Origin of the sequence: Nocardia nova, assembly GCF_002933465.1 — a bacterium.
Lineage (GTDB): Bacteria > Actinomycetota > Actinomycetes > Mycobacteriales > Mycobacteriaceae > Nocardia > Nocardia nova_B.
On the sequence record NZ_PSZE01000008.1, the window covers coordinates 233,634 to 255,474 of the forward strand.

23 protein-coding genes are annotated in these 21,841 nt (G+C 68.6%); 9 read left to right on the forward strand and 14 right to left on the reverse strand.

Annotation, left to right across the window (positions count from 1 at the left end; genetic code table 11):
* Positions 1–45 precede the first annotated feature (45 nt).
* Both folP and C5E41_RS12930 read left to right on the forward strand, forming a co-directional pair.
* Complete coding sequence (folP, locus tag C5E41_RS12925; protein WP_104376055.1) at positions 46–924, forward strand: dihydropteroate synthase; 879 nt, start codon at positions 46–48, stop codon at positions 922–924.
* Positions 921–1,844, forward strand: coding sequence for a glucosyl-3-phosphoglycerate synthase (locus tag C5E41_RS12930; protein ID WP_104376056.1), 924 nt, complete (start codon positions 921–923; stop codon positions 1,842–1,844). The genes folP and C5E41_RS12930 overlap by 4 nt, the downstream gene beginning before the upstream one ends.
* A 58-nt stretch (positions 1,845–1,902) precedes the next feature.
* On the opposite strand, the gene C5E41_RS12935 is transcribed toward C5E41_RS12930, so the two are convergent.
* The 5 genes from C5E41_RS12935 to sigE all read right to left on the reverse strand — a co-directional run bounded on the left by C5E41_RS12935 (position 1,903) and on the right by sigE (position 6,227).
* Positions 1,903–2,739 carry a hypothetical protein gene (locus tag C5E41_RS12935; RefSeq protein WP_104376057.1) on the reverse strand — a complete coding sequence of 279 codons (837 nt, stop codon included), beginning with the start codon at positions 2,737–2,739 and terminating at the stop codon, positions 1,903–1,905.
* 139 nt (positions 2,740–2,878) lie between these two features.
* A complete protein-coding gene (gene tatB / locus C5E41_RS12940; RefSeq protein WP_104376058.1) occupies positions 2,879–3,343 on the reverse strand; it encodes a Sec-independent protein translocase protein TatB in 465 nt (154 codons plus the stop codon).
* Between the two features lie 9 nt (positions 3,344–3,352).
* Entirely contained in the window at positions 3,353–4,927 is a 1,575-nt protein-coding gene (locus C5E41_RS12945; RefSeq protein ID WP_104376128.1) for a trypsin-like peptidase domain-containing protein, read from the reverse strand.
* A complete protein-coding gene (locus C5E41_RS12950; protein ID WP_104376059.1) occupies positions 4,912–5,301 on the reverse strand; it encodes a hypothetical protein in 390 nt (129 codons plus the stop codon). Before C5E41_RS12950 ends, C5E41_RS12945 begins: the two co-directional genes overlap by 16 nt.
* A gap of 65 nt (positions 5,302–5,366) precedes the next feature.
* Complete coding sequence (gene sigE, locus C5E41_RS12955; RefSeq protein WP_104376060.1) at positions 5,367–6,227, reverse strand: RNA polymerase sigma factor SigE; 861 nt, start codon at positions 6,225–6,227, stop codon at positions 5,367–5,369.
* A gap of 216 nt (positions 6,228–6,443) precedes the next feature.
* On the opposite strand from sigE, the gene C5E41_RS12960 reads away from it, so the two are divergent.
* From C5E41_RS12960 to C5E41_RS12980, 5 genes are all read left to right on the forward strand, one after another.
* Complete coding sequence (locus C5E41_RS12960) at positions 6,444–7,082, forward strand: O-methyltransferase (RefSeq protein ID WP_086006960.1); 639 nt, start codon at positions 6,444–6,446, stop codon at positions 7,080–7,082.
* Between the two features lie 148 nt (positions 7,083–7,230).
* Complete coding sequence (locus tag C5E41_RS12965; RefSeq protein ID WP_104376061.1) at positions 7,231–7,884, forward strand: TetR/AcrR family transcriptional regulator; 654 nt, start codon at positions 7,231–7,233, stop codon at positions 7,882–7,884.
* Positions 7,885–7,908: 24 nt separating this feature from the next.
* Positions 7,909–8,874 (forward strand): ABC transporter ATP-binding protein, encoded by a 966-nt coding sequence (locus C5E41_RS12970; protein WP_104376062.1) that lies wholly within the window; start codon positions 7,909–7,911, stop codon positions 8,872–8,874.
* Positions 8,871–10,529 (forward strand): ABC transporter permease, encoded by a 1,659-nt coding sequence (locus C5E41_RS12975; RefSeq protein ID WP_104376063.1) that lies wholly within the window; start codon positions 8,871–8,873, stop codon positions 10,527–10,529. Before C5E41_RS12970 ends, C5E41_RS12975 begins: the two co-directional genes overlap by 4 nt.
* A gap of 130 nt (positions 10,530–10,659) precedes the next feature.
* Positions 10,660–10,908, forward strand: coding sequence for a hypothetical protein (locus C5E41_RS12980; protein WP_181063220.1), 249 nt, complete (start codon positions 10,660–10,662; stop codon positions 10,906–10,908).
* Positions 10,909–10,935: 27 nt separating this feature from the next.
* Here C5E41_RS12980 and glgC read toward each other — a convergent pair whose 3' ends face one another.
* On the reverse strand, positions 10,936–12,150 hold the full coding sequence (glgC, locus tag C5E41_RS12985; RefSeq protein ID WP_104376064.1) for a glucose-1-phosphate adenylyltransferase: 1,215 nt from the start codon (positions 12,148–12,150) through the stop codon (positions 10,936–10,938).
* Positions 12,151–12,320: 170 nt separating this feature from the next.
* On the opposite strand from glgC, the gene glgA reads away from it, so the two are divergent.
* The gene (glgA, locus tag C5E41_RS12990; protein ID WP_104376065.1) at positions 12,321–13,478 is read left to right on the forward strand and encodes a glycogen synthase; all 1,158 of its coding nucleotides are present in this window, start codon (positions 12,321–12,323) and stop codon (positions 13,476–13,478) included.
* On the opposite strand, the gene C5E41_RS12995 is transcribed toward glgA, so the two are convergent.
* On the reverse strand, positions 13,454–13,954 hold the full coding sequence (locus C5E41_RS12995; protein ID WP_104376066.1) for a DoxX family protein: 501 nt from the start codon (positions 13,952–13,954) through the stop codon (positions 13,454–13,456). The two genes, glgA and C5E41_RS12995, sit on opposite strands and share 25 nt — an antisense overlap.
* 72 nt (positions 13,955–14,026) lie before the next feature.
* Here C5E41_RS12995 and C5E41_RS13000 point away from each other — a divergent pair, with 72 nt between their 5' ends.
* Positions 14,027–14,887 carry a sigma-70 family RNA polymerase sigma factor gene (locus C5E41_RS13000; RefSeq protein ID WP_104376129.1) on the forward strand — a complete coding sequence of 287 codons (861 nt, stop codon included), beginning with the start codon at positions 14,027–14,029 and terminating at the stop codon, positions 14,885–14,887.
* Between the two features lie 154 nt (positions 14,888–15,041).
* Here C5E41_RS13000 and C5E41_RS13005 read toward each other — a convergent pair whose 3' ends face one another.
* The 7 genes from C5E41_RS13005 to C5E41_RS13035 all read right to left on the reverse strand — a co-directional run bounded on the left by C5E41_RS13005 (position 15,042) and on the right by C5E41_RS13035 (position 21,802).
* Entirely contained in the window at positions 15,042–15,944 is a 903-nt protein-coding gene (locus C5E41_RS13005) for a putative RNA methyltransferase (RefSeq protein WP_104376067.1), read from the reverse strand.
* Positions 15,945–16,085: 141 nt separating this feature from the next.
* Positions 16,086–16,253 (reverse strand): DUF3117 domain-containing protein, encoded by a 168-nt coding sequence (locus tag C5E41_RS13010; protein ID WP_064902036.1) that lies wholly within the window; start codon positions 16,251–16,253, stop codon positions 16,086–16,088.
* Positions 16,254–16,432: 179 nt separating this feature from the next.
* Positions 16,433–17,005 carry a DNA-3-methyladenine glycosylase I gene (locus C5E41_RS13015; RefSeq protein WP_104376068.1) on the reverse strand — a complete coding sequence of 191 codons (573 nt, stop codon included), beginning with the start codon at positions 17,003–17,005 and terminating at the stop codon, positions 16,433–16,435.
* Complete coding sequence (locus C5E41_RS36175; protein ID WP_439956415.1) at positions 17,002–17,967, reverse strand: DivIVA domain-containing protein; 966 nt, start codon at positions 17,965–17,967, stop codon at positions 17,002–17,004. Before C5E41_RS36175 ends, C5E41_RS13015 begins: the two co-directional genes overlap by 4 nt.
* A 61-nt stretch (positions 17,968–18,028) precedes the next feature.
* The gene (locus C5E41_RS13025; RefSeq protein WP_104376069.1) at positions 18,029–19,165 is read right to left on the reverse strand and encodes an Mrp/NBP35 family ATP-binding protein; all 1,137 of its coding nucleotides are present in this window, start codon (positions 19,163–19,165) and stop codon (positions 18,029–18,031) included.
* A gap of 140 nt (positions 19,166–19,305) precedes the next feature.
* On the reverse strand, positions 19,306–20,142 hold the full coding sequence (locus C5E41_RS13030; RefSeq protein WP_104376070.1) for a lytic transglycosylase domain-containing protein: 837 nt from the start codon (positions 20,140–20,142) through the stop codon (positions 19,306–19,308).
* A 163-nt stretch (positions 20,143–20,305) separates the two neighbouring features.
* Entirely contained in the window at positions 20,306–21,802 is a 1,497-nt protein-coding gene (locus C5E41_RS13035) for a lytic transglycosylase domain-containing protein (protein ID WP_104376071.1), read from the reverse strand.
* Between the last annotated feature and the right edge of the window lie 39 nt (positions 21,803–21,841).

Here is a 21,841-nt window from a genome sequence, read left to right on the forward strand (position 1 = left end):
GTCGTGGCCGAGGGCGCCGCCGGCCCGGCAACTAGAATCACCGCCATGAGTTCTGCGTCACCGCTGTCCACCCTGTGCGGTAAGCCGGTGGCGACGGATCGGGCGCTGGTGATGGCGATCGTCAACCGAACCCCCGATTCCTTCTACGACCAGGGTGCCACTTTCTCCGACGACGCCGCGATGGCCGCGGTGGCCCGCGCCGTGTCCGAGGGGGCGGATCTGGTCGACATCGGCGGGGTCAAGGCCGGGCCGGGGGACGAGGTCGACGCCGCGGAGGAGGCGCGGCGCGTGGTGCCGTTCGTGGCGGCCATCCGCGCGCGCTATCCGGACCTGTTGATCAGTGTGGACACCTGGCGCAGCGAGGTGGCGCGGGCGGCGGTGGCCGAGGGAGCGGATCTGATCAACGACACCTGGGCCGGGGCGGACCCACAGCTCGCGGGCGTGGCCGCCGAACTGGGCGTGGGGATCGTGTGCAGCCATACCGGCGGCGCTCGGCCACGTACCCGGCCGCATCGGGTCCGGTACGCCGATGTGGTGTCCGAGGTCACCGATACCTTGGTCCGGGCCGCCGAGGCGGCGCGCGCGGCAGGGGTCGCCGCGGATGCGATTCTCATCGATCCGACCCACGATTTCGGGAAAAACACCTATCACGGGCTCGAACTGTTGCGGGCCGTGGACATTCTTGTAAATACCGGATGGCCGGTCTTGATGGCGCTGAGTAATAAGGATTTCATCGGAGAGACTCTTGGTGTCGGACTTTCCGAGCGATTGGAGGGGACATTGGCGGCAACCGCGTGGGCGGCCGCGGCCGGCGCCCGGGTCTTCCGAGTTCACGAGGTCGCCGCAACCCGGCGAGTAGTGGACATGATCGCGGCGATTCAGGGCATCCGGCCCCCCGCACGAACCTTGCGAGGTCTGGTATGACGTTCGATTGGACTGCCACGAATACGTGGGACCGACCACAGTGGGCGATCGACGAATTGGTCGACGCGAAGGACGGGCGCACCGTTTCGGTGGTGTTGCCCGCATTGAACGAGGAACGCACGGTCGCCGATGTGGTGGCCAGTATCCGGCCGTTGCTCGGCACGCTGGTCGACGAATTGGTGGTGCTGGATTCCGGTTCCGTGGACGCGACGGCCGAGCGGGCCCGGGCGGCGGGGGCGCAGGTGGTCACCCGCGAGCAGGCCGTGCCCGAACTGGAGCCGGTGCCCGGCAAGGGCGAGGTGCTCTGGCGTTCGCTGGCCGCGACCTCCGGTGACCTGGTGGCGTTCGTCGATTCGGACCTGATCGATCCGGATCCGATGTTCGTGCCGAAACTGCTGGGTCCGCTGCTGACCGTGGACGGTATGCATCTGGTGAAGGCCTACTACCGGCGTCCGCTGCGCCAGGGTGCGGCGGTGGAGCAGCACGGTGGCGGCCGGGTGACCGAACTGGTGGCGCGGCCGCTGCTGGCGGCGTTGCGCCCGGATCTGTCGAAGGTGTTGCAGCCCTTGGGCGGTGAGTACGCGGGAACGCGCGAACTGTTGACCGCGGTGCCGTTCGCCCCGGGCTACGGCGTGGAGATCGGTCTGCTGCTGGACACATTCGACATGCTGGGCCTGTCGGCGATCGGTCAGGTGAATCTGGGCGTGCGCACGCATCGCAATCGTCCGCTGTCCGATCTGGGCGTCATGAGCCGACAGATTCTCGGAACCGTTCTGGGACGCAGCGGAATTCGTGACTCCGGTGCGGCATTGACGCAATTCCCGTTGGTCGGGGAGGAATTCACGGCGCTGACCACCGATGTGCACCTCGAAGATCGGCCGCCGATGAACACTCTGCGCCCCGAAGAGGTTGCCGCCTGAACCCCGCTGCGAGCCGGTAATCCTGAAACCTCGCGGCGGCGGAGCCGACGCCGGAGACTCAGCGTTCGTGGCGGTAGATCGGGGTCAAGAGATCCACTTCGATCGGTTCGCCGGTGTGGCGGTCGTAGCGGACGCCGACCACGGTTGAGAAGGCGCGGGTGTCGGCGCGTTCGTGCAGGGTCGCCAGCCGCGTCCCGAGAAGCCGTATCGCGCCCAGCGATCCGGGCGGATGCAGTCCGTCGATGACGAGAATGGTTCCGTGGCCGTCGGGGCGGGGCAGGCGCGCCAGATAGGCGATGTCGTAGGGCTCGGTGCCGCCCGGGCGGTAGATCCGCCGGGCGGCCCGGTCCTCGATCGCGCGGCGGACCCGCCCGGCCCGGGCCAGAGTCCGGCGCAGCCGCGGGTCGGCCGCCACCAGATAGCGCAGGCTGGGCGACAATTCGGGGCCGCCGAGTACGATCAGGCCCTCGCGGTCGAGATTCAGGGGACGTCCGGGGAGGAATCGTTCGACCGTGACGGTGAATCCCAGCTGTCGCAACAGTTCTGCCAGCCGGTGCGGGGCGGCAGCGTCCGGCGCGCCGATCAGCGGCGTGGCGCGTGTGACCGCGCGGAGGTCCGGGGTGAGCACGGTGAGCGGGCCGTGCCCGAAGAACAGCCCCTCCGGTACCGGGCCCTGGGTGCTGACCTGGTGAATCCGGGCGCGTGAAAGTCCTGCTGCCGCACCGATCCTGGCGAAGGTCCAGCCCTCGGCATGCAACTCCCTGATCACCGCTCGGCGGATGCGGGTGAGCTCGTTGATGGTCTGCTGGGCCGCCGCGACCCCTTCGGTGGCAGCTTTGAGGCGTTCGACCTTGTCCTCGATCGCGAACACCCGTGCCACCTCGTCGGCTGACATGTGCGAAGTCTAGATAGCTCGACACCCGGATGTGTCTAGTCCGGTTGACGAATCCGCCGCAGGGGCCGAATCCATCGAGCGCACCGGGCATTTGGGCCGGACCGGACGGTCCGTAATGGGTGCTATCAGTGCTTTTCGATCAGGTGGCGTCGAAATCGATCGGCGGTTTTTCGTTGCGGTCGAGCGGTTTCGGCGGCTCGGGCACCGAATAGTTGGGTGGGGTCACAGAATTCGGCGATCCGGTCTGTGAGGTGCCGGAATCGCCGGACGAGCCGTTGCCCGGACTCGCGGCCCCGAAGGTGCCGGTGAACAGCGAATCGTCACCGTCGAACAGGTGCTTGGTGACCATCGACCGCGGCGTCATACCGCGCAGACCTTCGAGTGGTTTGCGCAGTTCGTTGAGCTCTTCGAGCGGCTTGCGCAGCTCGTCGAGCTCGGGTCCCAGATCGTTGCGCAGCTGGCTGGTGGCGCCGGAGGCGTAGTCGCGGACCTGACGCAGACTCTGCGCGGTCCAGCGAATCGCCCCCGGCAGCCGTTCCGGGCCGAGAATCACCAGCGCGGCGACCACCAGGATCACCATCTCGGGCCAGCCGATATTGAACATAAGACCAGGCTACTGGGGTGCTTGCGGGGCGTTCTTATCGGATTCCAGCGTCACCGGCACATCGACCTGACGGCCGTCGCGGATCAATTGGAAATTCACCGTCTCGCCGATCTGGTGGGACTGGACGGCGACGGTGAGTTCGGCCGGTTCGGTGACCTGCCGATCGCCCACCTTGACGATCACGTCGCCCTCGGCGATACCGGCCTTGGCGGCCGGGCTGTTGCCGACCACGTCGGCCACCGCGGCGCCACTCATGACGTCATTTTCGACCTGCTTGGTCTTCGCGCTGACGCCGAGCCACGGGTGGTACATCACGCCGTCGCGGATCAGGGTCTGCGAGACCCGCTGCACCAGATCCACGGGAATCGCGAAGCCGAGGCCGACCGACCCGCCGCTCTCGCTGCGGATGGCGGTGTTGATCCCGATCAACCGGCCCTCGCCGTCGACCAGGGCGCCGCCGGAGTTGCCGTGGTTGATCGCGGCATCGGTCTGCACGGCGTCGAAGGCGCCGGCGGTGTCGTCACCGGCCTCCGGGCTCTCCTGGATCGCGCGATGCAACGCGCTGACGATGCCGGAGGTGACGGTCTTGCTCAGGCCCAGCGGCGAGCCGATGGCCAGCACGTCGTCACCGACTTGCACATCGCTCGACTTTCCGAGCCGGGCCACGGTGAGGTTTTTCACGTCGACCTTCAGCACCGCGAGGTCGGTCTTCGGGTCGCGGCCGACCAGCCGGGCCGGGGCCTTGGTGCCGTCGGAGAAGGTGGCCTGGATCTTGGCCCGCCCGGATTTGTCCTGTGCCGCCATCGAGATGACGTGATTGTTGGTGACGATATAGCCGTTTCCGTCGATGACCACGCCGGAACCGAGGGCGCCGTTGTCGCCGACGGTCTCGCGGATCGAGACGACCGAGGGCAGCACCGCGTCGGCCACCTTGGCGACCTGGCTGTGTGGTTTGTCGGTGTTGCTCTCCTGCTGCAGCGCGATCTTGCGCGAGGTCAGCGCCCCGGTGTTCTCGGCCGTGAACCGGCCCACCAGGCCGCCGAGCACGCCGATGATCAGGGCCACCACACCCAGGACGGCCAATGCCTTGGGCGCTACCTTGCCGCCGAACAGTACTTCGCGGGCGCCGAGTTTGACACCCGGCGGCAGCGGCTGCGGGGCGGGGGTGTGGATGGCGGGATCGCCGAGGCGGGCCGCGGCCGCGGGATCGCGCCAGGGATCGACCGGTGCGCCGCTATCGGGCGTGTCGGCTCCGGCGTCGGGATCGCGCTGCAGGAGTTCGTCCGAACCCGCGGGCCGTCCGAAGGCCTCGGCCAGCACCGCGTCCGGCGGGCGATTGACCAATTCGGGAGTGTCGTGACGCGGCGCGGGTGCGGCCTGGGTGTGCGGTGCGAAGGATCCGGCCTGCCCGTCGGGGCGGCGGAAAGCGCGGGCGGTGTGGTTATCGATATCCGGGCGGTACACCGGGCGCGGCCCCAGCACGGGCGCGTCCGACGGCCTCAGGTTCCCCCTGGCCGCCGAATCCGATGAAGCGGACGGCGTCGATTCGGTGGTCACGTTGGCAAACTCTACTTGCGCCACCATCCCGTCCACCGCCTGCTCTCGAATCCCAATTCTCGATTCGAGGAGGAGGCGAAACGGAACGAATCCGCCCGCAGGCCGAAGAAACTCGCGCCGCGGGACATATTTTCGGCGCTACTTCCGGTCAGGTCGGCCAATGGAATTCGGCTGAGCGTGTCCTGCAGGTCGGTCGGCACGGAAATCTGCATTTGCGCGGCCCGGCGCAACGCCACCCGGGCCTGCTGCTGCGCCTCGACCTCGGCGGCGCATTCGGGGCAGCGGGACAGATGTTCGGCCGCGCGCAGATAGGCGTTCATTCTCAGCTCGCCGTCGACATATGCGACGACGGCCTCACTGGCCAGGTGTTCGGTGGGGGCGAAACGACCCTCGCCGGTCATACGGATGCACACCCTTCCGACGGACTACAGCTTCGCCGGGCACGGCCGCGGCGATGCACCGCTGTTTACCCGACTTTCTCCTCAGCGGCGAACCGCTGCTGAGAACCATTATGCGCAAGGTATTCCCGCAGTGCCTGACGGCCGCGATGGATCCGGCTGCGCACGGTACCCAACTTCACCCCGAGGGTAGCGCCGATCTCCTCGTAGGACAGGCCTTCGATATCGCACAGCACGACGGCCGCGCGGAACTCCGGAGCCAGCGCGTCGAGCGCCCGCTGCAGGTCCGGATCCAGCCGGGCATCGTGATAGACCTGCTCGGGCCCGGGACCTTCGGACGGCACCCGGTCGTAGTCCTCGGGCAGCGCCTCCATCCGGATGCGGTTGCGTCGGCGGACCATGTCGAGGAACAGGTTCGTGGTGATCCGGTGCAGCCAGCCCTCGAACGTGCCGGGCTGGTAGTTCTGCAACGAGCGGAAGACGCGGATGAACGTCTCCTGAGTGAGATCCTCGGCATCCTGCGGGTCTCCGGTCAGCCGGTAGGCCAGCCGATACACCCGGTCGGCGTGCTCGCGGACCAGCTCGTCCCAGGACGGCATCATGGTCCGGTCGCCGGTGGCGTCGAAGGCGGCGGTCCCGCTGAGGGCGTCGTCCGCGGCATCGCCCGCGACAGATTCGGCATCGCCCGCGACAGATTCGGTATCGTCGAAGTCGGCGCCGTTCGCGACGACGGCCCGCGCTTGGGGACCGACTTCGGCTTCCGGACGCACCTCGACTTCGGTACGGACATCGCTACGAGCGGCACCAGGCAACTCGTAATCGGCCGAGACGCCGATCGGCAGACTCGACTCGGGCAGGGTGGCGTGCTCGCGCGCCGCATCGACCTTGTGGATGGGGTGACCTCCTACTCGGGACCGTGGTAGGCGCACGACGAGTGGTGGTCGTCGCGTACCGGGTACAACCCCGGACCTGAGTCCGGTGTTCCCGGGCGCCGTCCGGCGGTCGGCCGGCCCTTGCTTGGTCAATACTCTGACGGTTCCCGATGTGCCGGTGGTATGGGGAGGCTGAGGGACACCTGAGAAAAAGAGCGGGCCGTCGTCGCGCCCCCGGACTGTCACGCCGTTAGCCTCATATTCGTGAGCCACATCCCAGCGGCATCGGCCCTGCAGCGCAACCTCGCCTACGTGGAGGAATCCGTGGTCGAGGACGAGATCCTCATCGCCGCGCGGGAGCGGGCCACGGAACTGGGCGCCGCGCCGGTACCGCCGTCGGTGGGAGCGCTGCTCAGTATGTACGCCCAGCTGCTCGGCGCCCGAGCGGTGGTCGAGGTCGGCACCGGCGCCGGAATCAGCGGCCTGTGGCTGCTCGATGGCATGCGTGAGGACGGCACGCTGACCACGATCGACTCCGAGCCGGAACATCAGCGTGCGGCCAAGGACGCTTTCCGCGCCGCCGATATCGCGCCCGCGCGTACCCGGCTGATCAACGGCCGGGCTCTGGATGTGCTGCCACGGCTCGCCGACGGCGCCTACGATCTGGTGTTCATCGACGCGGCCCCGCTCGAACATCCGCAATACGTCGAGCAGGCCGTACGTTTGCTGCGCGAGGGCGGGGCGGTGCTGATGTACAACGCCCTGCTGGGCGGGCGGGTGCCCGATCCGGCGCAGCGCGATGCCGCGACCCAGGCGGTGCGGGCTGCGACCCGGGCGGTGGCCGAGGACCCCGACCTGACCAGCGTGCTGATCCCGGTCGGCGACGGGCTGCTCTGCGCCTCGCGCGGCTAGTCGCCGTTCGCCGGTTGTCCGGCGGTTCGATCGGGCCGGTGCCGGAATTAGCTCGCGCAATGCTGTCGACCTGCGCATTCGGCTTTCGAAATTTGTCTCGTGCCGAGTCTTGCGTGCGGATTGAACGAGTGTTTAGTATATTGAACATGTGTTTAAGGGAGCAGCCGTACCGGAAGGATCCGCCTCGGATCTGAGCACGCCCGCCCGCATCCGGGACGCGGCGATCGTCGTCTTCGGAGAAGAGGGATTCGGGGTCGGGGTGCGGGCCATCGCCAAGGCGGCGGGGGTTTCGCCCGGACTCGTCAATCACCACTTCGGTTCCAAGGAGGGCCTGCGCGAGGCGTGTGACGAGCACGTACGGGCCGTCGTCCGGGCCGCGAAGACGGAATACGTCCAGCAGCCCTCGCCGAGTTCGACCCTGAAGGCCCTCGCCGAAATCGAGGAGTTCGCGCCCTACATCGCGTATCTGATGCGCAGCTTCCAGGCCGGCGGAACGCTGATGACCTCGCTGTTCGATCAGATGCGCGCGGATGTGGAGTCCTACCTCGAGGTTGGTATCGAGGCCGGCACATTGCGCCGGCCCAGAGACGTAACGGCGACGGCGAACTATCTGGCGGTGCAGAACGGCGGCGGATTCTTCTTCTACCTGCAGCTTTACGCCGCCCGCCATGAAGGAAAGCTCGACTTTCGAAAAGCGCTGCGCGAGTACGCCGACCAGATGATGCTGCCGGCCATCGAGGCCAACACCCACGGCCTGTTCGCCGATTCCTCGGTGCTCGACTCGTTGCTCGCCGAAATGTGAACCCTTATCTCGCAAGGAGATTCGATGTCATCGGCAATCGAGGTCCGGAAGTTGCACAAGCACTTCGGATCGGTACGCGCCCTGGACGGCCTCGACCTCGAGGTCGCCGAGGGAGAGGTGCACGGCTTCCTCGGGCCCAACGGGGCCGGCAAGTCGACCACCATTCGCATTCTGCTCGGCATCCTGGCGCGCACCTCGGGGCAGGCCCGGGTGCTGGGGCGCGATCCGTGGACCGATGCGGTCGAGCTGCATCGCGATATCGCCTACGTCCCGGGCGATGTCACGCTGTGGCCGTCGCTGTCGGGTGGGGAGACGATCGATCTGCTGGCGCGGATGCGGGGCGGCATCGATACCGGGCGCCGCGCCGAGATGATCGAGCGCTTCGAACTCGATCCGCGCAAGAAGGCGCGCGCATACTCCAAGGGCAACCGGCAGAAGGTCGCGCTCGTCTCCGCCTTCTCCTCGAACGCGCGACTGCTGCTGCTCGACGAACCGACCTCGGGCCTGGATCCGTTGATGGAACAGGTCTTTCGCGAATGTGCGCGAGAGGCGGCCGGGCGCGGCGCCACCGTGCTGCTGTCGAGCCACATCCTCTCCGAGGTGGAGGCGCTGTGCGATCGAGTAACGATCATTCGCGCCGGTAAGACCGTCGAGAGCGGCACTCTGGCCGAGATGCGTCATCTCAGCCGCACGTCGATCACGGCCGAACTCATCGGCGACCCGGGCGCTATCGGCGCCATCGCGGGCGTCGAGGATGTGACGATCGAGGACCACACGCTGCACTGCCAGGTCGACAGCGAACATCTGGGCGAACTGATCCGGGTGCTCGGCGACGCCGGAGTCCGCAGCCTCGTCAGTCAGCCGCCGACTCTGGAAGAGCTGTTCCTGCGCCATTATTCGCTCGCCGGCGACGCGCCGGCCGATGCCCGGCGACCGGCGCGCACCTCCGCGTCGCGGGACGAGCAGGCATTGAGCGAGGCGACGAAATGACCACCGCGACCCTCGACCGCCCGCACGGCGGATTCGCCGAACGCTCCACCCGCTCTTCGGATTTCACCGGCACCGGGCAACTGCTGCGCCTGTATCTGCGGCGGGACCGGATCGTCTTGCCGCTGTGGGTGCTGCTGCTCTCGGCGCCGCTGGGCAGCGTCTACGTCTCCAGCGTGAAGAATCTGTACTCGTCGCCGGCCGATCTGCAGAATTTCGCGCACACCATCCTGTCCAGCCCGGCACAGCTGGCGTTGTACGGCCCGATCTACAACACCAGCATCGGTGCGTCCGGCGTGTGGAAAGCGGGGGCGTTCTACACCCTGATCGGCATCGCCATCATTCTCACCGTCATCCGGCACACCCGCGCCGAGGAGGAGACCGGACGCGAGGAGCTGCTCGCCTCGACCCGGGTGGGCCGCTTCGCCGCCCTGTCCGCGACCCTGCTGCTGACCTGCGCCGCCTGCGTGGCGGTCGGAATCGTCGCGACGCTGAGCATCGCCTCGTCGGGAGTGCCGTTCGACGGCTCGCTGGCCTTCGGCGCGGCGCTGGCTGCCGCGGGCATCGTCTTCGCGGCTGTCGCCGCGGTCGCCGCGCAGCTGAGTGCGAGCGCACGGCTGTCGCGCGGCATCGCCCTCGCGGTGCTCGCGGCGACCTTCACTCTGCGTGCCATCGGTGACGCGCGGGCCGGTGACGGTCCCACCGACATCCTCACCTGGCTGTCGCCGCAGGGCTGGTCCCTGCAGGTCCGCCCCTTCGCGGGCGATCGCTGGTGGGTGCTGCTGTTGCACGCGGTGACCACCGTGGTGTTGATCGCGGTCGCCTATGCGCTGCTGCGGCGGCGCGACATGGGGGCCGGCCTGATCGCCGACCGGCCCGGTCCCACGGTCGGATCGGCCCTGCTGAGCGGGCCGTTCGGGCTGGCCTGGCGGTTGCAGCGCGGCACCCTGGCGGCATGGACGGTCGGGCTCGCGCTCTACGGTCTGCTCATCGGCAGCGTGGTTCACGGCATCGGTGACGAGATCGGCTCCAGCCAGACCGTACGCGACATCATCGCCCGGCTCGGCGGTTCGCAGGGGGTGGAACAGGCCTTTCTGAACACCGCCTTCTCAATCGTCGGCCTGGGCGCGGCGGCCTTCTCGATCTCGGCCGCGCTGCGGATGTACGCGGAGGAGAGCGACGATCGCGCCGAAACCGTCCTCACCGGCGCCGTCGGCCGAATTCGCTGGGCCGCAAGCCATCTGATCTTCGCCTTCGGCGGTCCGGTGGTGGCGCTGTTCGTCTCCGGCGTGATCGGCGGCCTGGCCTACGGGATCGCCGCATCGGATCTGGGCGGCAGGTTCCCGCAGGCGCTGGAAGCGGCGATGATCCAGATTCCCGCGGTATGGGTGTTCACCGCGATCACCGTGCTGCTGTTCGGACTGCTGCCGCGCTGGACTCCGGTGGCGTGGGGTTTGTTCACCGCGGGGGTGGCGATCTATCTGCTCGGCTCGATCTCCGGTATGCCGCAATGGGTTCTGGACCTCAACCCCTACGGTCATCTGCCGAAACTGCCGGCGGAGGATTTCCGCGCGGTGCCGGTCATCGTGCTGCTGGTGCTCGCGGCGCTGATCACCGCGGTCGGACTCGTGGGCTGGCGCCGGCGCGATCTGCGCTGATCCGCAAGGCATTTCACCGCCCGGTCGCTCCCGCCCCCGGAGCGCCGGGCGGCACTTTCCGTGGCCGGGATCGGGGTGCTGCCGATACCATTGGCACAGTGGGTAATTCGGCGGTACCGGGAGGCGGGGAGTGTACGAGCGCGGAATCCTGATCGAGGTCGCGCCTCGCGGATGGCTGGTCCTGGCTCTTGTCAGCCTCGGCGCGGCGGTCTTCGTGGCACTGCTGGTGATGTTGCTGGTCAGTGGCGACAACTTCGACGATCCGTCGAGATATCCGAGAGTCCCGCACGGTACCTGTGCGCCGTTCTGTTACACGCCGGAAAGTCCGGGCGTCACCGAACCGGCCCCGCCACCGCAGTATCCGATGCCGGGTCGCTGAGCCGGCTGCTCGGCTCGAATTCGGAGCTCAGACCCAGACGCCCTTGCCGACGGTGACCACGCCGCCGTTGCTCACGGCGAACCGCTCGCGGTCGCGGTCCAGATCGACGCCGATGATCTCGCCCTCGCCGACCATCACGTTCTTGTCCAGGATCGCGTGCCGCACCACCGCACCGCGGCCGATCCGCACCCCGGGCATCAGCACACTGCCCTCCACGGTCGCCCCGTCCTCGATGAACACATTCGAGCTCAGCACCGAATTGCGCACCGTCGCCGCGGACAGAATGCTGCCCGCACCCACGATGCACTCCTGGGCGAGCCCGCCCTGCGCGAATTTCGCCGGCGCCAAGTTCTCCGCCGTGCCTCGAATGGGCCAGTGCTTGTTGTAGAGATTGAAGATCGGGTGCACCGAGACCAGATCCATATGCGCTGCGTAGAAGGCGTCGATCGTCCCGACGTCGCGCCAGTAGCCGCGGTCGCGGTCCGTGGAGCCGGGAACGTCGTTGCGCGCGAAATCGTAGACGCCGGCCTGCCCCTGGGCGACCAGCGCCGGAATGATGTCGCCGCCCATGTCGTGATCGGAATCGACATCATCGGCATCGGCGCGGATCGCGTCGACCAGCACCTTCGTGGTGAAGACGTAATTGCCCATCGAGGCGAAGGTCACATTCGGATCGTCGGGCGTGCCGGGCGGATGTACCGGTTTCTCCAGAAATTGCGTGATGCGGCCCGATTCGTCGGAATCGATACAGCCGAAAGCGCTGGCCTCGCTGCGCGGCACCCGAATTCCGGCCACGGTCACTCCCGCACCGGAATCGATGTGATGGGCGACCATCTGTTCGGGATCCATGCGATAGACGTGGTCGGCGCCGAACACCACGATGTAGTCGGGGTCCTCGTCGTAGATCAGATTCAGCGACTGCATGATCGCGTCGGCGCTGCCGGTATACCAGCGCGGCCCCAGCCGCTGCTGGGCCGGGACCGGAGTGATGTATTCGCCGCCGAAGCCGGACAGGCGCCAGGTCTGGGAGATGTGCCGGTCCAGGGAATGCGATTTGTACTGGGTCAGCACACAGATGCGCAGATACCCGGCGTTGACGAGGTTGGAGAGGACGAAGTCGATCAGGCGGTACGCGCCCCCGAACGGGACCGCCGGCTTGGCGCGGTCCTTGGTGAGGGGAAAGAGTCGTTTGCCCTCACCACCGGCTAGCACTACTCCGAGTACGTGCGGCTGGCTCCTCACGGAATTCAACCTACCGTCCCAGGCCACGGCGTGTCCGACGCGGTTCACTCCGGCGTGGCCGGGCAGGTGTGGTGGGACGGGGGCGCACGGATTAGGTTGGACCGGTGAGTTTCGCGGATGGCGGCCGCGAGCCGATATCGCCTGCCGACCCCGACCGGCTCCGGGTCGCGATGTTGACCCGCGAATATCCCCCCGAGGTGTACGGCGGGGCCGGAGTACACGTGACCGAACTGGTCCCGCAGTTGCGCCGGCTGTGCGACGTGACGGTGCACTGCATGGGCGCCGAACGCGGTGATGCGGTGGTCCATCAACCCGATCCGATGCTCTACGCCGCCAATTCCGCTTTGCAGATGATGTCGGCGCAGCTGCGCATGGCCGATGCCGTCGGCGCTGTCGACGTGGTTCACTCCCACACCTGGTACACCGGGCTCGGAGGGCATCTGGCCGCGAGTCTGTACGGCATCCCGCACGTCCTCACCGCGCATTCGCTCGAACCGCGCCGGCCGTGGAAGGCCGAACAGCTGGGCGGCGGTTACCGATTGTCGTCGTGGTCGGAGCGCACCGCGATGGAGAATGCCGACGCGGTGATCGCGGTGAGCGAGGGCATGCGCCGCGATGTCCTCGATGCCTACCCGACCGTCGACCCCGGACGAGTACATGTCGTGCACAACGGAATCGACACCCGGGCGTGGTTCCCGGGCGGACCGGTGCCCGCGGCCCGTGATGTGCTCGCCGAACTGGGGGTACGCGCCGATGCGCCGATCGCGGCGTTCGTCGGCCGCATCACCCGGCAGAAGGGGGTCGCGCACCTGCTCGCCGCGGCCCGCGATATCGACCCGGGGATCCAGCTGGTGCTGTGTGCCGGCGCACCGGATACGCCGGAGCTGGAGGCCGAGGCGACCGCGGCGGTGCGCGAACTCGCGGCGACGCGCGGCGGGGTGTTCTGGGTCCGCGATATGTTGCCGACCGAACAGGTGCGCCAGATCCTCTCCGCCGCAAGCGTTTTCATTTGTCCCTCGGTGTACGAGCCGCTCGGGATCGTGAATCTGGAGGCGATGGCCTGCGGCACCGCGGTGGTCGCCTCGGACGTCGGCGGGATCCCGGAGGTGGTCGCCGATGGGCAGACCGGGCGACTGGCGCATTACGACCCGCAGGCGCCCCGCGACTTCGAACGAGACCTCGCCAACCTGGTCAACGACCTCGCCGGCGATGCCGAGACCGCGGCGCGGCTCGGGGCGGCCGGCCGGGCACGCGCGGCGGCCGAATTCAGCTGGGCGCAGGTCGCCGCCCGCACCACCGATCTCTACGACCGCATCCGCAAGGGCTGAGCGCCGGGCAGGCAGCGGTCCGCCGGTCGCAACGCCCACGAGGTGACGGTCAGCGCGGTCATCACGCTCAAAACCCCCACTTCCGCACGGGCATAACCGGTGACCAGATGCGAGACGATCGCGCCGGTATAGACGAAAAATGTTCCGGCATACGCCCATTCCTTGCACAGTGGCAGTCGGGGAGCGGCCAGTACGATCGCGGCCGGGATCTTCCACGCGCCGAGCAGCACCAGGAAATAGCGTGGATATCCGAGGTGGGTGACCACATCACTGACGAACGGGATGCGCGCGATATCCCAGACACCGCCCACTGCGGCCTCGGCGACGACGGCGGCGGTCGCGACCCGGTAGGCGGCGGTGCGGTAACGCCCGGCGTTCGCGATCGGAGCCGGCGGGCGGTCGCGGCGGAAAATGCGTCCGGCGGTGGCGAAGGGCGTGGTCGGACGGGCCGGCTGGATGCGGGTAAGGCTGCGCATGGCTGCCTCCTTGCTGGTTATGGTGGGTGGTCGCACTGATACGGCGTAGCGGGTGGCGAGGATGTGACCGGGGTGAGCGAGCGCGAACAGGCCCTGCAACGGCTGCACGAACAGCGGCCGCGATTGCGGGCGCTCGCGCACCACATTCTCGGCTCGGCGGTCGATGCGGAGGACGCCGTTCAGGAGACCTGGCTGCGCGTGCATCGCAGCCCACCCCGCGCGGTCGGCAATCTCGACGCCTGGCTCAACACGGCCGTGGCGCACACCTGTTTGGACCTGTTGCGCGCCAGGCGGTCTCGGCCGGAGCGTCTGAGCGACACCCGGTTTCCGGATCCGCTGCTCGTCGTCGCCGATCAGGGCTCGGCACCGGAAGAGCAAGCGGTGCTGAGGGATTCGGTGGGCCTGGCGATGCAGATGGTGCTGTCACAGCTGGACCCGGCCGAACGTATCGCCTTCGTCCTACACGACATCTTCGCGGTGCCGTTCGATCACATCGCCGCGCTCTTGGATCGAACCTCCGCCGCCACCAGGCAATTGGCCAGCCGCGCCCGGCGTCGCCTGCGAGCCGCGCCGGTGACCGACGAGGATCCCGGCGACCGGCGTGCCGTGGTGGACGCATTCTTCGCGGCCGCTCGCCGCGGCGATTTCGAGGCCCTGGTGGCGCAGTTGGATCCGGAGGTCGTCCTGCGCGCCGCCGCCGGCGCGGGAGGTGGCTGGGAAATTCGCGGTCCGCGCGACACGGCCAGTCGTGCACTGCTGTTCGCCCGGCCCTCCTCGGATGTGCGGCCGGTGCTGGTGAACGACGCACCCGGTGCGGTAGTCATGTTCGACGGACAGCCGGGAGTGTTGCTGGCTTTCACGGTGGCGGACGGACGCATCGCGGAGATCTACGTCTATGCCGACCGGCAGCGGGTGGGGGCGTTCTTCCGGTGAGAGCCAGGTAGATGTTGATGCGTCGATGTTCGAGACCGGGAGCGTGTGCCGGCTCGTCCTGCCTCCCATGTTGGACGCGGAGGAAAACGGGGGCGGTCGTGCTGTCGGCTGGGTTGTCGCCGGATCGGGCGGATGCCGGCGGCCGGGGCCGATATCAGCGGCCGTAGACGGCGACCGTGACAGAGGCGGTGACCGGCATCGACTCGGGCAGCGTGGCGATCCGGTCGCCGCGGGATTCGGCGGCGTGGTGAGCCGACGGTCCCATACCGGCCACATTCGCGATCGCGGCGTGATCCAGAGTCATCTCGTATTCGACCGTGACGCGTCCGGCAGGCCGGAAATCCGCGGACAGCGCGTCGATCAGGCGCGCGTCCTTACCCGTCTGCACGCCCACCATCCCCAGCGGGGCGATGAGTTCGGCCAAGTGGCGCGGCGTGGGTGTGACGACGACGAAGGTGCCGCCGGGGCGCAGCACCCGCGCGACCTCGGCCGGATTGCGCGGGGCGAAGACGCACAGCACCCGGTCGAGCGCATGGTCCCGGATCGGCAGCCCCTGCCAGACGTCGGCGAGGATCGATGCCGCACGCGAATGGGCCCGAGCGGCCCGGCGCGCCGCCGGTTTCGAGACGTCGAGTGCGATGCCGTGTGCGGCGGGCGCCGCCTCCAGCCCGGCCGCCAGGTAGTAACCGGTGCCGGCGCCGATTTCGAGAATCGTTCCGGTCGGTGCGCCGTCCGCGACGACGTCGGCCGTCGCGCGCGCGATCGGGTCGAAATGGCCCGCGCTCTGGAATCGCGCCCGGGCGTCCAGCATGTCCGCGGTATCGCCGGTCATCTTGGTCGCGGCGCCGGTCAGCAGGCTCACGTAGCCCTGTTTCGCGATATCGAAGCTGTGGCCGGACTCGCACACCAGGCGACGGTCCCGGAGCGCGACACCCCCATGACATTCCGGGCAGGCCACCGCGGATGCGACCGCCGCCAGGGGTGCGGCGGGGGCTGTGGGCGGGTCCGGTGCCGTGCCGGGTGTCGCCTGGCGTGTCCCGGGGTTCGGACCGGTCATGTGATCCGCCGGACACTCGCGGCCGCCCGGTCGAGGAAGCCGACGCGACGGGCGTAGATCCGGCCGGTTACCCGGCCGGATCTGCGCGCGCGGGTCGGCGCCGGCAATTTCAGCACCGGTGTATGTCGTTGGGTCGAGCGGCTAGCTGGTCACCGCGGTGAGCTCTTTACCGAGAGCTGCCGCTTCCTCCGGCGTGAGCTCGACGACCAAACGCCCGCCACCCTCGAGTGGAACCCGCATGACGATTCCACGCCCTTCCTTGGTTGCCTCGAGGGGACCGTCCCCGGTGCGGGGCTTCATGGCCGCCATCCTCTGCTCCCTCCAGATCCGCGCGGTCTGCTGCGCACTTCTCGGAACTAATGTGTTGTCACCAACAGGCAGCCGCCGGACGCGACAGGCATGTCCGGTGGGCTGCACCACGCCTATTCTTCCTTATCAGCGAACCGGTCGGGTACCTGAGTTCGAAAACCGACCGGCGTGGCGCGAGATCAACGCCGCAGATCGACCCAGCAATCGGCCAGATGGTCATCGACCATTCCGGTCGCCTGCATCAATGCGTAGGCCGTGGTCGGACCCACGAACCGGAACCCGCGCTTCTTGAGTTCTCTTGCGAGAGCGACGGATTCGGGTGTGACGGCGGGCACGTCGGACAGTTCTCGCGGACGCGGGCGAGCGGGCGGCGCGAAGGACCAGAGCAGCTCGTCCAGCCCGGGGCTCAGCTCTCGCGCAACCTGGGCATTGGCGACACACGCAAGGATTTTGGCGCGATTGCGCACGATGCCTGGATCGGCCAGGAGCCGCTCCACATCGTCGTCCCCGAATTCGGCCACCCGGTCGATGGCGAATCCGGCGAAGGCCGCCCGGAACGCCGGCCGCTTGCGCAGGATCGTGATCCAGGACAGCCCCGACTGGAATGCCTCGAGACACATCCGCTCGAACAGCGCATCGTCCCCGTGCAGCGGCCGTCCCCATTCGGTGTCGTGATAGTCCCGGTAGAGCTGCGAGGACTGCGACCAGCCGCAGCGCACCTTCCCGTCGTCCACCACCGCTTCGACGCTCATCGAAGCCCTCCGGCGGCCGAAGGCGGGTCGCCCGGTAACGGCGGCGGCGCCCAGCCGGTGGCGGGTGCCTGCGTCGCCGGGGCGAATCCGGTCTTCGAGTCCGGCCCGGGGGCGGCGATGTAACCGGTGGTTCCGGCCGCTCCCGGTTCGGTCGTGGTCTCCGAATCGGGTGGGCGGACGGTCGTCGACCGATCGGTCGGCGCCACCCCGTCGTTCCCGGCGGAAGCCTGCGGGGTGGTGGCCTGCTCGACGGAGCCCGATGCCGGTGCCGCGGCCTGTGCGGTGACGTCGGTCGGCGAAGCGACACCACCGACTGTGCCGTGGGCCTGACCGATGCTGCCCGGCTCACCCACGGTGGACCCGGTGGGCGTGTCGGTGCGGGGACCCGCGACTGTCGGGGCGGTGCCGGTGGCCGGTGCGTACCCGTTCGCCGGGTATCCGGTTGCGGGAAAGGCGGTGCCGGTCGGCATTCCCGGTCCGGCGGGCAGGCTGCCGAAACCGACGCCGGGGGCGAAGCCCGCCGGGGACGTGAAGCCGGCGCCGCCGTAGAAGGTTCCGGTGCCGAAGTTGGTGGTCGTGCCGTTACCGGCGGCCGGGGGAGCGTCCGTGGGAGGGCGCACGCTTCCCGTATTCGGTTGCGCCGGTGGGGTTTCCGGTTCTCCGGCGGTGGACGGGGAGGTGCTGCGGCTGCGCTCGAGTTGCATTTCCAGCTCGTCGATCCGGGCGGCCAATCGGCTCAGCGCCCAGTCGACCTCGCCCGCCTTGTACCCCCGGAACACCTGCTGGAACCGCAACGCGCGCACATCCGATCCGCGAATCCCCGCGGCGGGCAGCACCGTCACCGTCGTCCCCTCCGGCAGCGGCCCCAATTCCTCCCCGCGCCCGAACACCGCACTGGCCACCAGGAACAGCAACCCGGCCACCAAGCCGACGATGAGCACGTACAACAGCAGCGTGAGCATAGGTCGAGCTTAGTGGCGACACCGACAGCGATCTCGGCAGCTGCGGCGGGCCGGTGTCGCTTTACAGGTGACGGGTGGTGTCGATGCCCAACGACATACCGGCCAGCCCGCGGCGGCGCACCGCCAATTTGTCGGCGATCCCTCGAAGGGCTTGTGCCGCGGGGTTTTCCGGGTCGCTCAGCACGATCGGGGTGCCCTCGTCACCGGCCTCGCGCAATTCCTGGGTGATCGGGATCTGGCCGAGCAGCGGCACCTCGGCGCCAACCGCGCGGGTAAGCCGGTCGGCGACGGCCTGGCCGCCGCCCGAACCGTAGAGCTCCATGCGGGACCCGTCGGGCAGATCCAGCCACGACATGTTCTCCACCACGCCGGCGATGCGCTGCCGGGTCTGCAGGGCGATCGCCCCGGCTCGTTCGGCGACCTCGGCGGCGGCCGGCTGCGGCGTGGTCACCACCAGGATCTCGGCATTGGGAATGAGCTGAGCGATGGAGATAGCGACGTCACCGGTGCCGGGCGGCAGGTCCAGCAGCAGCACGTCCAGATCGCCCCAGAACACGTCGGCCAGGAACTGCTGCAGTGCCCGGTGCAGCATCGGGCCGCGCCACACCACCGGGGTGTTGCCCTGGGTGAACATGGCGATCGAGATGACCTTCACGTCGTGGGCGACCGGTGGCATGATCATCCGCTCGACCTGCGTGGGCCGCTGGTCCGTGCCGAGCATGCGCGGTACGGAATGGCCGTAGATATCGGCGTCCAGCACGCCGACCGACAGACCGCGCGCGGCGAGCGCGGACGCGAGATTGACGGTGACGCTCGACTTTCCGACGCCGCCCTTGCCGGAGGCGACCGCGTATACGCGGGTCAGCGACCCCGGCTGGGCGAACGGGATCACCGGGTCGGCGGAATCGCCGCGCAGCTGCTTGCGCAGTTCGGTGCGCTGCTCGTCGCTCATCACATCGAGGTCGACGGTCACGGCACCGACGCCGGCGACGTCGGCCACCGCCTTGGTGACCATCTCGGTGAGCTTGGTACGCAGCGGGCAGGCCGCGGTCGTCAGATAGATCTCGACGTGCACACTACTGTCGTCGCGGACCGAGACGCTCTTGACCATGCCGAGTTCGGTGATCGGCTTGCGAATCTCCGGGTCGTCCACCTTTGCGAGCGCGCCCCGCACATCCGCTTCCGTAACCACTGGCATAGTGGTGAGTCTAGCGACCGGAGCGATGGGCCGGAGGCGGCAGCCTGCGTAACCACGGAGGCCACCGCGTAGGTCGCCATAGACACAGCGACCGGAGCGACGGGGCCGGAGGCGGCAGCCTGGGCCCGTCACTGTTCGACTCAGATGCGCGGCAGCTGGCTGGGCTTGGGCGCTACACCCGTCCGGTACGCGACCTCCCACGCCATCACATTGGCGACGTAGGCCATCGAGTTGTTGTAGCGCATGATCGCCTTGGACTGCTGCGACAGATCCGTCATGTCCAGCCCGCCAGAGCAGAGGTAATTGCCCGCGGTCAGGGCGGCGTCGAACAGGTTCTGCGGATCGGCGATGCCGTCGCCGTCGCCGTCTCCGGCGTATTTGCGCCACGTCTCGGGCAGGAACTGCATCGGGCCGACCGCGCGGGTGAAACCCTGCATACCGCCGTCGAGATCGTCGCCGGTCGCGTGCACGACGTTGTTGCCCGCCAGGCTGCCGTCGAGGACGGGCCCGTAGATCGGGTCGAGCGCGACGCCCTTGGAATCGGCCTTGCCGTAGGCGTGATGCGATTCGACCTGTCCGATCCCGGCCAGCACCGACCACGGCATGTGGCAGTCCGGTTCCTCTTGGGCCAGAATGCGTTCGGCGTTCTGGTAGGCCGCGTAGGCGATGCCTGGCATACCGTTCGGTCCTGGCGGCAGATCGGCGGCGACCCGGCCTTCGGGTTGAGCAACGGTTTTCACGATCGGCGGGCCGGGATGCTTTGCGGCGCGCATCATTTCGTCCGGCGCCGCCTGTTGGTCGACGGACTGCTGGGCGTCCGGAATGTGTTGCGGCAGAGCCACAGCGGTGAATTCGCCGGTGTTGACCTCGGCGACAGAGGCGCCGACGGCGACGAGTCCCGCGGGGACGAGTCCGGTCAGAGCGATAACGGATCCTCGCCGGACAGGGGTGGCCGGCTGCTTACGGTGACGTCCCACGATGTGGTGACCCTCCAATGCTCGCTGTGAGCTTTTCGTGACACAACGAGATCAGATTACCGCACCCGAGACCTTTTCGTTACTGCTTCGTGACCGCTCGTCCCGTTTACGCCGAAACCCCCGCCTCAGCGGGGGTTTCGGATCGGGCGAGGGTCACGAACGACTACTGCGGCGGCGCCGGCGGACCCGGCAGGACGGGCAGCGGGACGACGATTCCGAACGGCAGCGTGATTCCCGGCTGCTGTGTCGGGCTCGGCGGCGCCGCCGGTGCGGGCGCGGCAGCCTCCGGACCGGGTTCCGGTGTCTTGGAAGGCGTTTGCGACTGCTGCTCGGGCTCGTCCGGCGCCGGTGCGCCGTTCGGCTGTGCCGGTGCCCCGGGCTGGGCGCCGGGCGCCGGCTGGCCCTGCGGCTGCGTGCACGCCGGGGCCGCCGGCTTCGGTGCGTTCGGATCGGCCGGGGCCGCATTGGGATTCGCGGGCGCGTTCGGATCGACGGGCTTGCCTTCGGCGGCCTGCGGATCGATCGGGCGCACCGGCTCGCCCGCCGCCCAGCGCTGGGTCTGGGCGGGTGCGGCCGGTTGTGCGGGTTGCCCGGGTTGCGGCATCGGCGCCGGCACCACGGCCGGATCGCACGGGTTCGGCTGCGGTGGCGGGCAGAAGATGCCGCACGGAATCGGCGGCAGCCCCGGGATATTGATCATGACCTGGGTCGGCTGCTGCGGCGTGGGCACGGTGGTGGTGGCCTGCGACGGCGGCGCGGTGGTGGTCGGAATGCTGCCGTTCGCGGCGAGGATGTCCGGGCCTGCGGGCGGGGCCTGCATCGTGCCCGGCGGAATCAGATCGGGCGAGATCTGCACCTGGGTCGGCGCGCCGCCGGTCTTGTAGGCATTGGCCCAGCTCAGCACGTTGGCGGCGTAGGCCATCGAGTTGTTGTAGCGCAGGACCGCGCGCAGTTCCTGCTGCGGGTCACGCAGATTCAGCCCGCCCGAGCACAGGTACTTGCCCGCGGCCAGCGACGCGTCGAAGACGTTGTTCGGATCCGCGACGCCGTCGCCGTTACCGTCGGACGCGTACAGCGACCAGGTGCTGGGCAGGAACTGCATCGGCCCCACCGCCCGCACGAAATTGCCGTCGGCGGCCTTGATGACCTCGTTACCCGGCAGCGTGCCGTCCAGCGACGGTCCGTAGATGGTGCCGATGGTCGTCCCGGCGGCGTCGGTGCGGCCGTGCCCGGCGTGATTGGACTCGATCCGCCCGATGCCGGCGAGCAGGCTCCAGCTCAGACCGCAGTTCGGCTCCGAGGACTGCAGTGTCAGTTCGGCATTGCGATAGGCGGCGAGCACGATCTCCGGAATTCCGAAGGCACCGCTACCGCCCGGCAATGCGATGTCCTGCAGCGGCACGGTACCGCCGAACAACGGCGCCCCATCCGCGGGCGCCGTCATAGCTCTGAGTTTGCGAGGGGGTTCGGGAGCGGCGGGTACCAGCCCCACCGCCTCGGCGTCGGAGTTGCCGGCGTCGGTGGGGGAGCTCGCTGCCGCCAAGCGCGCCTCGGCCGTCCTGGGGGCACTGGTTCGGGCGGTCGTGTGCGCCGCCGAACCCGTAGCCATCAAGCCCGCAACCACCAGCGCCGATACGGTGATCGGTCCAGATATTCGCATCGGCACAACCAATCCCCTCGTAGTCGTTGAGCGACCTGA